Below are 12587 nucleotides of genomic sequence, written 5' to 3' on the forward strand. Positions count from 1 at the left end.
CTAGTCCGCGTGCAGGAGCACCGGAACGGTGGCGTGCCCGTTGGAGATGAAACTGGGCACCGGCGCCAACTCGTCCGGGCTAGTGGCCAGGCGCATGTGCGGGAATCGGTCGAACAGCGCAGGCAACGCGACAGCGGCTTCGAGGCGGGCCAGCGGTGCGCCGAGGCAGTGGTGTGCTCCGTGGCCGAAGGCGAGGTGCTGCTCGCGGGTGGCGCGGGTGGGGTCGAACTCGGCAGCGTTGGCGCCGTGCACCTTCGGGTCACGACTGGCACCCGCATAGGAAGCCAAGATGGCCTCACCTTTGCCGATTCGGTACCCGCCCGCGATGTCGATGTCCTCGACCGCGTACCGCAGCGGCAGGTGCGCCACCGGCGCCTGGAAGCGCAGCGTTTCTTCCACCACGTCCGCCCATGAGACCTCGCCCGTGGCCACCGCGGCACGCTGCTCGGGATGGGTGAGCAGGGCGACGATCGCCTGGTCGAGCAGATTGACCGTGGTCTCGTGACCGGCGTTGATGACCAGCATCAAGGTGTCGACGAGCTCCTTCTCGGACAGATGGGAGTCGTCCTCGTCGCGCGTGGCGATCAGCACACTGGTGACGTCATCACCCGGATGCGCACGACGGTAAGCGACGAGTTCGCTGACCAGCCGGTACATTTCGAGGTAGTTGGCCTGCGCCTGCTCGGCCGTGAACGAGCCGTCGAAGAAACCGTCGACACACTTGTGCATCGCAGGCCCCAGATCATCGGGCACACCCACCAGCTCGGTGATGACCCGGATCGGCACCGGGTAGGCGAAGCGGTCACGCAGATCCACCGGCGCGCCGGCAGGTGTGGCGGCCAGCCCGTCGAGCAGGCCCTCGGTGATCTCGGCGATCCGCGGACGCAGTGCGGTAGTGCGGCGATGAGCGAATGCCGGGGAGACCAGCCTGCGCAGCCTGCGGTGATCGACGCCGTAGGCGGTGAACATGCTGTCGACGGCCACCCACGGCAGCAGCGGCCACGCCTCGGTGATCTCGCCGTTGATGAACGACATCCAGTGCTGGCGAGGGTCCTTCGACACCCGAGGGTCGGCGAGCAGGCTTCGCAGGATCGCCTGATCGGTGACCGACCAGGCGGGCACGCCACCGGGCAGCTCGACCAGCGCCACCGGGCCGCGCTGCTGAATGCGCGCCGACTCGCCTTGGATGTCGGCACCGGTCGAATCCAGCACGATCGGTTTCATGACATCCTCCTCGATACCGGGGACCCCTGTCCCGTAATCGACAGTACCGCAACATGTTTCACCATTGGTGGGAAAACCGACCCTGGATCGCCGGGCTGCCTCAGGGGACGACAGTTCGAACCGGTCAGTGCTCGAGCGACGGATCCCAGCGGTTGGCGAGCAGTTTGAAGCTCGGGAAATCCGCCAGCGAGGTCAAGGCCTCGTAGATGCGCTCGTACTGCGTCGAGGAGATCCGCCACGCGCCGTCCGGGTCGCGGCGATAGGTGTCGACGTAGTACCCGCCGCCACGGATCTGGATCTCGGCGCCCGGCACGAGGACGGTGTCCTCGAACGCCCAGGAACCCCTCGCGGTGTCACCGTCGACATCGATCTCGGGATGGTTGGCGATGTGGACCGTGACGATCCCGGGACCGAGGTTCTGCTCCATGAACGACACGACGTCGGCCCGATTGTCGTAGTGCAGCGGTTTGTCCATGGCCTGGGTGCCGTAGCGCGCGGAGATGTCCTCGGCGAGGCAGTCCGCGAACTCGTCCCACAGCTTGAGGTCGAGCGTGCGGAAGTAGCGGTGCTTGAGGCGCTTGATCTCCTCGATAGCGACAAGGTCCATCGCCGAATTGTAGAACGTGTTCTAGATCTGGCGTGGTGGTTACGGGATCGCCCTAAGGGAAGGTTAGGAACCGCCCGCGCGGCTTCCGTTCGGCTTGTGACAGCCGACACAGTGGTCTCCGACGGCGCATTGCCGCGCCGATAGAGGAGAGTCCAAGGTGACAACGACACAGGCCGGTGGTGAACGGCGAGTAGTGGCGAACGTGCTGCGCGGTTCGATCGGCAACCTCGTCGAATGGTACGACTGGTACGTCTACGCCGCGTTCAGCGTGTACTTCGCGAAGGCGTTCTTCCCGGACGGCGACCCCACAGCACAGCTGCTGTCGACAGCGGCGGTGTTCGCGGTCGGGTTCATCATGCGCCCGATCGGCGGCTGGGCGCTCGGACGCTACGCCGACCGGTTCGGCCGCCGCTCCGCCCTCACCCTCTCGGTGACGGTGATGGCCGCGGGTTCGCTGATGATCGCGGTGACACCCAGCTTCCAGACCATCGGCATCGCGGCGCCGGTGTTGCTGCTGATGGCGCGGCTGCTGCAAGGACTGTCAGTCGGCGGCGAATACGCCACCAGCGCCACCTACTTGTCGGAGGTGGCGTCACCGGGCAAGCGCGGCTTCTACTCGAGCTTCCAGTACGTGACGCTGGTCGCGGGCCAGCTCGTCGCGCTCGGGGTGCAGATCGTGCTGCAGCAGATGCTCTCGTCCGAGCAGATGTACAGCTGGGGCTGGCGCATTCCGTTCCTGATCGGCTCCGGTGGCGCGATCGTGGTGATGCTGCTGCGACGCGGCATGGATGAATCGGACTCGTTCAAGGCCGCCGCGGCCGAGAACGGGACCGCCGAAGCGGCCACGAGCAGTTCACGCGGTTCGCTGCGGGTCCTGCTGCAATACCCCAGGGAATGCCTGCTGGTGGTCGGCCTGACCTTGGGCGGAACCGTGGCCTTCTACACCTACACGACCTACATGCAGAAGTTCATGATCAATACCTCGGGCATCTCCAAGGACACCGTGGCCTGGATCAACTTCGTCGCGCTGCTGATCTTCGTGGTGCTCCAGCCGATCGCGGGTGGTCTGTCGGACCGGATCGGGCGCCGCAAACTGCTCATCTTCTTCGGTGTCTCCGGCACCGTGCTGACGGTGCCGATCATGACGATCCTCGCGAAAACCTCCAACGCGTTCGCGGCCTTCGGCCTGATGATGCTCGCACTGGTGATCGTCACCGGCTACACCTCGATCAACTCGATTGTGAAGGCCGAGCTGTTCCCCACCAAGATCCGCGCGCTCGGTGTCGGTCTGCCGTACGCGCTGACCGTCGCCATCTTCGGTGGCACCGCCGAGATGATCGCCCTCGCGCTGAAGAAGGCGGGCCTCGAGTCCCTGTACTTCTTCTACGTCGCCGGATGTATCGCCATCTCGCTGATCACGTACTACTTCATGCGAGAGACCTCGGCCGAGTCGACCATCGACGCTGAAGTCGCCGTCGATGCCGATGCGGTCGAGCCGGAGCGGGCGATGGCCACCGTGCGTGCCTGACCGTCCGGAACACGGGCCGATCCTTCCGCTGTGGGAGGATCGGCGCGTGCGGCTGGCGGTAGTCGAGGACGACGACGGAGTGGGCGATGCCCTGGTAGAGGCGCTCACCGCGCGCGGCTACCGGGCCGAGCGCATGCGCCGTGGCGCCGACTTGCTCATCGCCCACCGAGGCTACGACGCCGTGCTCCTCGACCTCGGCCTGCCCGATGCGGATGGGTTGCAGATCCTGCGTCAGCTGCGCGAGGTCAGCACCATCCCGGTGCTGATCCTCACCGCCCGCAGCGATGAACGCTCCATCGTGCGCGGCCTGCGCGGCGGAGCCGACGACTATGTGGTCAAGCCACCGCGGATCGCCGAGCTCATGGCGCGGCTGGAGACGGTGCTGCGCCGCGCGGCAGCCGTCGCCCAGCAGGCCAGGACCGAGGTCGTCACCGGTGATGTCCGGGTAGATCTGCGCGCCCGGGTGGTCGAGGTGGGCGGCGCCCCGATCGCGCTGACCCAGAAGGAATTCGAGCTCGTCGAGGTGCTGGTGGAACGGCCCGGCGCCGCCGTGAGCAGGCAGCAGCTGATGGACCGGATCTGGGGCGATGCGTTCGTCGCGGTCTCACGATCGCTCGACGTCCACATGACCGGACTGCGCGCCAAACTGAACCGGCCAGGACTGATCACCACCATTCGCGGCTACGGCTATCGGTGGGGCGCGTGAGCACCGGAGGACGAGCATGCGCCGCAGACTGCTGACCGCGCTCACCGTCTTCGCGGCGCTCGCGGTGCTGGCCTTCGCGATTCCGTTGTCGCTGACCGCCGCCACCAGCCGGACCCAGCAGCTCGTGCTCGGCCGTTCCGGTGACGCCGACCGTTTCGCGACCCTCGCCGACGCGGCCGCGTCGGCGGGCGGCGGGCGGGCGCTCGCCGACGAGGTCGGCCGCTACCACGAGCTGTTCGGGGAGAACGTGCTGGTCGTCGACGCGCGCGGGGCGCCGATCGTCAACTCCGGGGTCGAGATGAGCGATCCGCGGATCAGCGCCGCGGTGGCCGCGGCTCGCCGTAATCAGCGCCCGCAGCAGGTGAATCGGCTGACGCCGTGGAGCGCACCGGTCATGCTCATCGCGCGTCCCGTCGGCACCGGCGTGCAGGTGAACGGCGCTGTCGTCATCGAGGCGTCGACCGCTGCGGCGCGCGCGGCGATCGCCAGGGTGTGGGCCGTGATCGCGCTGGGCGCGCTCGGCGCGATGGTCGTCTTCATGCTGCTGGCGCTGGTCCTCAGTCGATGGGTGCTGCGCCCGCTCGCCGCGATGTCGGACGCGGTCGCCGAACTCACCGCGACACTGCCCAAGCCGCGCGGCCGCACCCCCGCACCGATCACCAGACGATACGGCGGCCCACCCGAAATCCGGGCCCTCGCCGAATCCGTCGACGCCATGGCCACCGCCGTCGCCGATTCCGCCGACGCGCAACACCAGCTCGTCGCCGATACCGCGCACGCCATGCGAAATCCCCTCGCCGCCTTGTCGATTCGACTCGACTCGCTGGAATACGCCGTCCCCGACCGTGCGTCGACGACCTTTCGCGGTGCGACCGCGGAAGTGGAACGGCTGACCGCGCTCCTCGACGATCTGCTGGAACTGGCCGTGGCACAGGCGCCCGCGTCCTTCGGTACCGCGGCATCCACCGAGGAACACTGTGACCCGGCGCAGGTAGCGGCCGACCGCATCGACGCATGGGCATCAGCGTTCGACGAGGCCGGAGTTCGGCTGACCTCGGCACCCGCCGACCACTCCCCCGAGCCCGGCGATGACGTCTCGGCGACGCCTGTTCACACACTGCCGCCGAGCAACGAGACAGGTACATGGGCCGCGATCAGTTCGGCGGCTCTCGCCCAGATTCTCGATGTGGCGCTGAGCAATTCGTGCCGGTACGCGGGATCCGGCGCGCACACGGTCGTCGGTGTGACGGTCGAGCCGGGATGGGTGACGGTCCGGATCGCCGATGACGGGACAGGTGTCCCGCCGGAGGAACTCGACAAACTCACCGCCCGGTTCTTCCGCGGCACGACCGCGGCCGCGGGCGGAACGGGGCTGGGACTGTCGATCGCGCAGGCGTTGGCCAAGGCGCGGGGCGGGACTTTGACGGTCGAGGCGGTGCGGCCGCACGGCCTCGCCGTGGCAGTCGGTGTGCCCATGGTGGCACGATGAAGGACGGCTCGCCGATGTCACGTCGCCGGATGCTGGCCCTGGCCGCGCTCGCATCGGCGGGCGTGTTCGGTTGTGGCACAAATGATTCGGTGACGGTGCGCCTGGCCTCGGGCGAGGACGGCGGCTTCTACTACGCCTTCGCTCGACTCCTGGCCGCCGCGGCCGCGAACGAAACCGGCACCCTGCGCATCGAGCCGGTGGAAACCGCTGGATCGCAACAGAATCTGCGGATGGTCGCCGACGGCGATGTCGACATGGCACTCGCCCTGGCGGATTCGGCAAGCGACTTCGGGGGTCGAGTGGTGGCCCTCGGTCGCGTGTACGAGAACTACCTGCAGCTGGCGGTCCGCACCGAGAGCCCGATCCACGAGGTCACCGACTTGCGCGGACGCCGAGTCAATCTCGGCGCCGCGGGCTCGGGCGCCGCGGTCACCGGTCGGCGGCTGCTGGCGACTGCCGGTCTCGATCCCGCCGCCGATGTCGTGGTCGAGCATCGTCCCCTCCGTGACGCCGCACAGGCACTAACGGACGGCACCATCGACGCGTTGCTGTGGGCGGGCGGCGTGCCCACCGCCGCGCTCACCGTGCCCGACCCGATGCGACTGATCGACCTCGGCGCCCTCGCCTCGCCGATGCGAGAACAGTACGGCCCCGTCTACGACCGGGTCGCCATCCCCGCCGACGCCTATCCAGCAGGCCCGGCGATCCACACCATCGGCGTCGCCAACCTGCTGCTCGCCGCCGCGACCCTGCCCGACGAGACCGCATCCGCCATCGTCGACCTGCTGGTCGGGCACGCCGACAGCCTCGTCCCCGCCGAGGCCGCAGGCACGCAGTTCCTCGACGGCCGATTCCTGATCGGCACCGGAACCGTCCCGCTACACCCGGGCGCCGTCGAGGTCTATCGCCGTTGGCACGGTTGAACCGAATCTCCGTGGCGGTCAGAGGGTCGCGGCCCGTACTGCGATGAGGACGATCGCGACAATCGCGAGGACGGCCGCCGGGAGCGTGCCCTGGTAGTCGCTGACGCGCAGGTGTGTGGCGACCGCGCCGATGAAGTAGAGCGCAAGGCCCACCGCGGCGGCTATCCCGAGCGGCCCCCACCAGAGTCCGATGACGAGGCCGCCCGCACCGGCGATCTGCGCGACGCCGAGCAACGGCAACATGCGGTAGGGCAGGCCGAGGGTGGACATCTGGTCGACGAGCCGCTTCGGCCGGGTGAATTTGGCACCGGCCGAGGCCAGTAGCACCACCGACATGAGTACGGCGACAACGGCATAGGTGATGAACATGGCGAAACCTCAACTGTTCGACGAGACGTTTGCAGAGTGCTCTGCATCCCTCCGACGCTAGGCAGCCGATAGGTACCTATTGGTACCTTTCGACTCATGAGCCTTCGCCCCGGAACCGTCCTCCTCGCCGACTGCCCCGCCCGGCTGGCCATCGAGATCATCGCCAGCAAATGGGCCGTGGTCACGCTCTTCGCGCTGATCGACGGCCCGCTACGGCACGGCGAGCTGGTCGAGTTGATCGGCGGCGTCTCGCGCAAAGTCCTCACGCAGACGCTGCGCAGGCTCCAGGCCAACGGACTGGTCGAGCGGCACACCTACGCCGAAGCCCCACCACGGGTGGAATACAGCCTGACCGAGTTGGGGCGCACCCTCGAGGAGCCCATCACGAAACTGACCGAATGGGCGAGATCCCACGGTGAAGCGATCGTTGACTTCCATGAAGCGGCTGAAGCGAACGGCGCCTAGCGCGACAGCGGTACGGACACTTCGCCATCGATGAGGCGGTCGGCAGGGATGGACAGTGGCCAGATCACCATCTGCGTTGGCGCACAGCATCGTAGGCCAGCGGCAACGCCTCGCCGGAATTCAGCGCCAGCAGCGCTTGATGCAAGTTGGTGCGCTCGTCCGGGTCGAGACCGTCGAGCAGGTCGTTGTTCAGCGTGCGGACGAGCTCGTCGGCCTGCTCGACCGTGCTCATCCCCTGCTCGGTGATCTCGATGAGAAACCGCCGGCGGTCGCGGTGATCGCGAATCCTGGCGGCGAGCCCGGCTGCCTCCAGATGGTCGATCGCGGCAACCATCGTGGTCGAGTCGATCCGCAACCGCGTTCCGAGTTCGAGCTGAGAACTCGCCTTGTCGCCCGCCAGCACCTTCAAGATCATGAAGTGCCTCGTCCGCAGACCCAGTGTGGCGAGCCGATCCTCGCTCACGCGGAACATCACCTGCCCGAGCTTGATCAGCAGGCAGGTGGTGTGGTCGGCGACCATCTCCGGGATCAACGGTTCGGTCACTGGCGGAAACCTCGATTTCTGGACTGGACAGCAGACCGATAGTAGTCGGGACCACACCCTCCATCGACAACCACAGTCCCCGATAATCGTAACCAGTAATAGTTCCTACTACTGATAGTCTGCCCGGCATGGAGTCAGAATTCATCCAGAAGATCGACTTGACCGACAAGGTCGTCGTCGTCGCAGGCGGCACCAGCGGCATCAATCTCGGTGTGGCCGAGGACTTCGCGCGGGCGGGTGCCCGGGTCGCGGTACTCAGCCGCTCCGCCGACAAGGTCGACGCGGCGGTCGAACGGCTTCGCGCACTCGGCGCCGAAGCGCTCGGCGGTAGCGCCGACGTCCGCGACTACAGCGCGACCGAGGCAGTCCTGGAATCGGTGCATCAGCAGTTCGGCGACTTCGACGTGATGATCTCCGGTGCGGCGGGCAACTTCCCCGCCGCCGCCCTCGGCATGTCCGCCAACGGGTTCAAGTCGGTGGTCGACATCGACCTGCTCGGCACCTACAACGTCCTGCGCGCGAGCTACCGATTCCTCCGCAAGCCGGGCGCCTCGGTCATCAATATCTCGGCACCGCAGTCGGAGTTGCCGACGATCACCCAGGCGCACGTGTGTGCCGCCAAAGCAGGCGTCGACATGCTCACCAAGGTCCTTGCGCTGGAGTGGGGCCCGTACGGGGTTCGCGTCAACGGTGTGATTCCTGGCCCGATCGATGGCACCGAGGGAATGGCCAGATTGGCGCCGACCGAGCAGGATCGCGCCCTGGTCACCAACAGCGTGCCGCTGCGCCGCTACGGAACTCCCCGTGACGTTGCCAATGTCTGTCGATTCCTCGCGTCTCCGCTCGCCGACTTCATCTCCGGCGTTGTGCTGCCCGCGGACGGCGGGTGGGTGCTCGGTGGGGCATCGCAAGCGATGGGTGTCATCGGACAGCCGCTGCTCGATGCCGCACATCAGGATTCCTGATCACACGATCGCGCTCGGCGGCGTGCCACCTGACCGTGGCTCGCCGCCGAGACCGCCCGCTCAGCCCTCCTTGACCAGTTCCGGCGTCTCCTCGGCCATCACCGCTTCACCGCGCGCGACCATGCCCGCTTCGTCGGAGAGCTTCAGGTGCGGGATGAACAACGCGAGCCCGAACGCGAGCACCGCACCGGGGATCAGGTACCAGAACCCGGGGACCAGCGCGTCGACGTAGGCGCCGACGATCGCGTCGTGCAGCTTGTCCGGCAGGTTCTTGACCACCGAGGGGATCAGCGCGCTCGGGTCGATTTTCGCCGCCATCGCTTCCTGCCAGTTCGCCTGGAACGCGCCGGTGAGATTCTCGGTCAGCCTGCTGGTGAAGATGGAACCGAAGATCGCGATGCCCAGCGCGCCACCCATCTCGCGGAAGTAGTTGTTCGCGCTGGTCGCGGTGCCGATCTGGTCGGGCGCCACCGCGTTCTGCACCACGAGCACGATGATCTGCATGATCAGGCCCAGGCCCGCGCCCATGACGAACAGCATGGCCGAGACCAGCCACATCGAGGTGTTCGCGTCCAGGCGGGTGAGCCACAGCATGTCGATGCCGATGAGCGCGGCGCCGATCGGCGGATACACCCGGTAGCGGCCGGTTTTGGTGATCGCGTTCATCGAGGTGATCAACGTGAGCATCATGCCGACCATCATCGGGATGAGCAGCAGGCCCGACACCGAGGCGGAGGTTCCGCTGGCCATCTGCAGGTAGGTCGGGATGAAGCCGATCGCCGCGAACATCACCAGGCCGACGAGGAATCCGATCAGCGAGGTCAGCACGAAGGTGCGATTGCGGAACAGCCACAGCGGCAGCATCGGCTCCGCGGCCCGCGACTCGACGAAAACGAAGGCCGCGACCACCACGACGAAAGCGGCGATCATCGACACCATCACCGTCGAGCCCCACTCGTACTGCTTGCCGCCCCAGTCGGTGATCAGGATCAGCAAGGTGGTCGCGCTCGACATGAGCACGATGCCGAGGTAGTCGGGCCTGAACTTGGGCCGGTGGCTGGGGATGTTCAGGTAGCGGAAGGCGATGAACAGCGCGGCGATACCGATCGGCACATTGATCCAGAAGCACCAGCGCCAGTCGAGGTGGTCGGCGAACAGGCCGCCGAGCAGCGGTCCGGCGACCGAGGTGATGCCGAAAACGGCACCCATCGGAGCCATGTACTTGCCGCGGTCCTTGGCGGGCACCACGTCGGCGATGATGGCCTGCGCCAGGATCATCAGCCCACCGCCACCGACACCCTGCAGGCCGCGGAAGGCGATGAACTCCCAGAACCCGGTCGAGGCGGCGGCGCCGATCGACGCGGCGGTGAAGACGGTGATCGCGAACAGGAACAGCCAGCGCCTGCCGAACATGTCGCCGAGTTTTCCGTAGATCGGCATCACGATGGTGGTGGCGAGCAGATACGACGTGGCGGTCCAGGCCATGTGGGAGACCCCGCCGAGTTCGCCGACGATGGTCGGCATCGCGGTGCCGACGATCATCTGATCGAGGCTGGCCAGGAACATGCCCGCGATCAGCGCGGAGAAGATCAGCCAGATCCGCTTCTGGGTCAAGACGATCGGGGTGGGCGGCGAATCGGCCGTCGTGGTCATCGAAGCATCTCCCTTGTGCTGTCGTCCGGCCGATCGAACAGCCGGGCGGCCATGGCGCAGTGCTCGTGCAGCGCTGCGGCCAGCGACCCGTTCGGGTCCGCGGCCAGCGACATCGCCGCCCGCGTCGTGATGGTCGTCATGATTCCCGCGGTGAGCGAGGCGAATTCGGGGGCGACATCGGCCCCGAGCCGGGCCGAGAGGAGCTCGGCGGTGGCGGCCTCCATCCGGGCACCGGAGGCGATGAACGCGGCGAGCACCCTCGGCTCGGCCATGACCAGTTTGGTGACCAGCGAGATCCCCTCGCGCACTTCGCTTTCCGGCTGGAAGCCCGCGGCGTGCAGCCAGGTGAGATCTTCGATGAGCACGCCGGTCGGACCGCCTGCGACGAATTGCCGCCGGGCTTCGGGCGTGCCTATCTCCTCGATCGGGCCGACCACCGCGTCGAGCTTGGTGTCGTAGTAGTTGAAGAAGGTGCGCGAGGAGACACCCACCGATTTGGCGATGTCGTCGACATTCGTCGCATCCAGCCCGTGCTCGACCGCCAACCGCCGTGCGGCGAGGCAGAGGTCGAGCAGGGTCCGTCGCTTCTTCTGTTCGCGCAGACCGACCGCGGCCTGCTCGACCGTATCCCGAGTCACACCTGAAAAATTAGCACAAACTGCAATATTTCAGAAACTGCAATCATTGCGGGCTGAGTAGTCGGCGCAGCGCGACAGGAGTGTGGCCGAGGTGCTCGCGGATGGTCCGGGTCAGGTGGGGCTGGTCGGCGAAACCGAGGTCGGCGGCGAGATCGGCGAGGCCGGTTTCGCCGCCGGTGAGCCGATCGATGGCGTGGCCGACGCGTACTCGGTTGCGGTAGTGGGTCAGTGAGACGCCCATGTGTTGCGAGAACACCCGGCTCAGCCGGTACGGCGAGACCATGAGCAGCCCTGCCAGCGACCGCAACCCTGCGGCTTCCGGCGTACCGGCGAGGATCGCGTGGCGCGCGGCGGTGACCATCGCCTGGTCTGCCGGACGGGGACGCGGGGCCGACCGGCCGGTGGCCACAGCGACGAGCCGGAGCAGTTCCTCGGTCAGCGCGTAGTCGATATCGCCGACGGCGGCGGCGCCGAGCAGCCTGTGGTGGGCGAGCTCGACGCGCGCGTCGATGTATACCGATCGCGCGGTCGCCGGTCCTTCCCAGAACTCGGGCGCGATGCTCACCGAGGTGCAGATGTCGCCACCGGCGGGGTGTGCGAACCGTTCTTCCTCCCCGGGGGCGCCGAGATAACCGAGGGTGGGGTCCAAGTCGGCGTCGACCCCGTCGGCTCGACGCCGGAACCTGCCGCGCCGCACGAGAACGAGGCGGTGATCACCGCACGCCTCCGGCGCCGACCATCGGGTGTGGTCGGCATGGCAGGTCACGGTGGTCACGGTGAAGTCCGGCCGGGCGGCAAGGGGAACGGCGCACAGCATGGGCCGACCGTACGCCGGGGCTACGACACGTCGACCCCGCAAAGATCTTCAAGACCGGGGCATGGTCCGGACTGAATGCTGAGTGGGCAACAACTCACACCGGACATCGACCCGCCCCGCAGAACTCACGGTCCTCGCCGAGGACCCACCTGTTCTGTATCACCGCAGCCTGACCAGGAGAACACCATGGCATCTGTTCACAAAGAATTTCTCGTCGACGCCACACCGGACCAGGTCTGGGATGTCTTGCGCGACTTCGGCGCTGTGCACGAGCGCCTCGCTCCGGGCTTCGTCACCGACACCCGACTCGACGCCGACACCCGCACAGTCACCTTCGCCGACGGCACCATCGTCGCCGAACGGCTCGTCGACCTCGATCCCGTGAGCAGGCGGGTCGCCTACACCGTGGTCGGGGGAAGTCTGCATCCATCCCATCACCATGCGTGGATGCATGCCCTACCGGAGGCCGAGGGCAGGACGCGTTTCATCTGGCACATCGACGTTCTGCCCGAACCTCTCGCCGCACCGATCGCAGAATTCGTCGAACACGGATCGACGGTGATGCGCGCGGCACTGGAGGCGGCGGCAACACGGTCGCCTCGTGTGGACGAACCCGTGCACGAGACCGCTCGATAATCCGAAGGGCGGCGCGGAACAGT

General features: G+C 67.2%; 14 protein-coding genes. 7 read left to right on the forward strand and 7 right to left on the reverse strand.

What is annotated here, in order from left to right:
- On the reverse strand, nucleotides 1-1224 hold the full coding sequence (locus tag ACFWPK_RS20240; RefSeq protein WP_378917930.1) for a cytochrome P450: 1224 nt from the start codon (nucleotides 1222-1224) through the stop codon (nucleotides 1-3).
- A 124-nt stretch (nucleotides 1225-1348) separates the two neighbouring features.
- Nucleotides 1349-1831 carry a nuclear transport factor 2 family protein gene (locus tag ACFWPK_RS20245; protein ID WP_378917932.1) on the reverse strand — a complete coding sequence of 161 codons (483 nt, stop codon included), beginning with the start codon at nucleotides 1829-1831 and terminating at the stop codon, nucleotides 1349-1351.
- Nucleotides 1832-1988: 157 nt separating this feature from the next.
- Here ACFWPK_RS20245 and ACFWPK_RS20250 point away from each other — a divergent pair, with 157 nt between their 5' ends.
- From ACFWPK_RS20250 to ACFWPK_RS20265, 4 genes are read left to right on the forward strand one after another with little or no spacing between them, the layout of a single operon-like run.
- Nucleotides 1989-3359 carry an MFS transporter gene (locus tag ACFWPK_RS20250; RefSeq protein ID WP_378917934.1) on the forward strand — a complete coding sequence of 457 codons (1371 nt, stop codon included), beginning with the start codon at nucleotides 1989-1991 and terminating at the stop codon, nucleotides 3357-3359.
- Between the two features lie 46 nt (nucleotides 3360-3405).
- Nucleotides 3406-4065, forward strand: coding sequence for a response regulator transcription factor (locus ACFWPK_RS20255; protein ID WP_378917936.1), 660 nt, complete (start codon nucleotides 3406-3408; stop codon nucleotides 4063-4065).
- Nucleotides 4066-4081: 16 nt separating this feature from the next.
- A complete protein-coding gene (locus ACFWPK_RS20260) occupies nucleotides 4082-5554 on the forward strand; it encodes a sensor histidine kinase (protein ID WP_378917938.1) in 1473 nt (490 codons plus the stop codon).
- Nucleotides 5551-6477: a TAXI family TRAP transporter solute-binding subunit gene (locus ACFWPK_RS20265; RefSeq protein WP_378917940.1), complete on the forward strand. Its 927-nt coding sequence runs from the start codon at nucleotides 5551-5553 to the stop codon at nucleotides 6475-6477. The genes ACFWPK_RS20260 and ACFWPK_RS20265 overlap by 4 nt, the downstream gene beginning before the upstream one ends.
- Nucleotides 6478-6495: 18 nt before the next feature.
- On the opposite strand, the gene ACFWPK_RS20270 is transcribed toward ACFWPK_RS20265, so the two are convergent.
- Nucleotides 6496-6846: a DoxX family protein gene (locus ACFWPK_RS20270; RefSeq protein WP_378917942.1), complete on the reverse strand. Its 351-nt coding sequence runs from the start codon at nucleotides 6844-6846 to the stop codon at nucleotides 6496-6498.
- 96 nt (nucleotides 6847-6942) lie between these two features.
- Between ACFWPK_RS20270 and ACFWPK_RS20275 the strand changes: the two genes are divergently transcribed.
- Nucleotides 6943-7311: a winged helix-turn-helix transcriptional regulator gene (locus tag ACFWPK_RS20275; RefSeq protein ID WP_378917944.1), complete on the forward strand. Its 369-nt coding sequence runs from the start codon at nucleotides 6943-6945 to the stop codon at nucleotides 7309-7311.
- Nucleotides 7312-7375: 64 nt separating this feature from the next.
- Here ACFWPK_RS20275 and ACFWPK_RS20280 read toward each other — a convergent pair whose 3' ends face one another.
- Nucleotides 7376-7855: a MarR family winged helix-turn-helix transcriptional regulator gene (locus ACFWPK_RS20280; RefSeq protein WP_378917947.1), complete on the reverse strand. Its 480-nt coding sequence runs from the start codon at nucleotides 7853-7855 to the stop codon at nucleotides 7376-7378.
- A 128-nt stretch (nucleotides 7856-7983) separates the two neighbouring features.
- Here ACFWPK_RS20280 and ACFWPK_RS20285 point away from each other — a divergent pair, with 128 nt between their 5' ends.
- Nucleotides 7984-8820 carry an SDR family oxidoreductase gene (locus tag ACFWPK_RS20285; RefSeq protein ID WP_378917949.1) on the forward strand — a complete coding sequence of 279 codons (837 nt, stop codon included), beginning with the start codon at nucleotides 7984-7986 and terminating at the stop codon, nucleotides 8818-8820.
- A gap of 60 nt (nucleotides 8821-8880) precedes the next feature.
- Here ACFWPK_RS20285 and ACFWPK_RS20290 read toward each other — a convergent pair whose 3' ends face one another.
- The 3 genes from ACFWPK_RS20290 to ACFWPK_RS20300 are packed head-to-tail and all read right to left on the reverse strand — an operon-like array spanning nucleotide 8881 to nucleotide 11928.
- A complete protein-coding gene (locus ACFWPK_RS20290) occupies nucleotides 8881-10473 on the reverse strand; it encodes an MDR family MFS transporter (RefSeq protein WP_378917951.1) in 1593 nt (530 codons plus the stop codon).
- Nucleotides 10470-11111 carry a TetR/AcrR family transcriptional regulator gene (locus tag ACFWPK_RS20295; protein WP_378917954.1) on the reverse strand — a complete coding sequence of 214 codons (642 nt, stop codon included), beginning with the start codon at nucleotides 11109-11111 and terminating at the stop codon, nucleotides 10470-10472. The genes ACFWPK_RS20290 and ACFWPK_RS20295 overlap by 4 nt, the downstream gene beginning before the upstream one ends.
- A gap of 43 nt (nucleotides 11112-11154) precedes the next feature.
- Nucleotides 11155-11928 carry a helix-turn-helix domain-containing protein gene (locus ACFWPK_RS20300; protein WP_378917956.1) on the reverse strand — a complete coding sequence of 258 codons (774 nt, stop codon included), beginning with the start codon at nucleotides 11926-11928 and terminating at the stop codon, nucleotides 11155-11157.
- A gap of 186 nt (nucleotides 11929-12114) precedes the next feature.
- Here ACFWPK_RS20300 and ACFWPK_RS20305 point away from each other — a divergent pair, with 186 nt between their 5' ends.
- Complete coding sequence (locus tag ACFWPK_RS20305; protein ID WP_378917958.1) at nucleotides 12115-12564, forward strand: SRPBCC family protein; 450 nt, start codon at nucleotides 12115-12117, stop codon at nucleotides 12562-12564.
- Nucleotides 12565-12587 lie beyond the last annotated feature (23 nt).

The organism is Nocardia sp. NPDC058519, from assembly GCF_042719755.1.
Lineage (GTDB): Bacteria > Actinomycetota > Actinomycetes > Mycobacteriales > Mycobacteriaceae > Nocardia.

Coding starts and splice junctions, on each gene's coding strand:
- ACFWPK_RS20265 (WP_378917940.1), top strand. CDS start 5,551: ATGAAGGACGGCTCGCCGATGTCACGTCGCCGGATGCTGGCCCTGGCC.
- ACFWPK_RS20300 (WP_378917956.1), bottom strand. CDS start 11,928: ATGCTGTGCGCCGTTCCCCTTGCCGCCCGGCCGGACTTCACCGTGACC.
- ACFWPK_RS20240 (WP_378917930.1), bottom strand. CDS start 1,224: ATGAAACCGATCGTGCTGGATTCGACCGGTGCCGACATCCAAGGCGAG.
- ACFWPK_RS20270 (WP_378917942.1), bottom strand. CDS start 6,846: ATGTTCATCACCTATGCCGTTGTCGCCGTACTCATGTCGGTGGTGCTA.
- ACFWPK_RS20285 (WP_378917949.1), top strand. CDS start 7,984: ATGGAGTCAGAATTCATCCAGAAGATCGACTTGACCGACAAGGTCGTC.
- ACFWPK_RS20305 (WP_378917958.1), top strand. CDS start 12,115: ATGGCATCTGTTCACAAAGAATTTCTCGTCGACGCCACACCGGACCAG.
- ACFWPK_RS20275 (WP_378917944.1), top strand. CDS start 6,943: ATGAGCCTTCGCCCCGGAACCGTCCTCCTCGCCGACTGCCCCGCCCGG.
- ACFWPK_RS20260 (WP_378917938.1), top strand. CDS start 4,082: ATGCGCCGCAGACTGCTGACCGCGCTCACCGTCTTCGCGGCGCTCGCG.
- ACFWPK_RS20290 (WP_378917951.1), bottom strand. CDS start 10,473: ATGACCACGACGGCCGATTCGCCGCCCACCCCGATCGTCTTGACCCAG.
- ACFWPK_RS20245 (WP_378917932.1), bottom strand. CDS start 1,831: ATGGACCTTGTCGCTATCGAGGAGATCAAGCGCCTCAAGCACCGCTAC.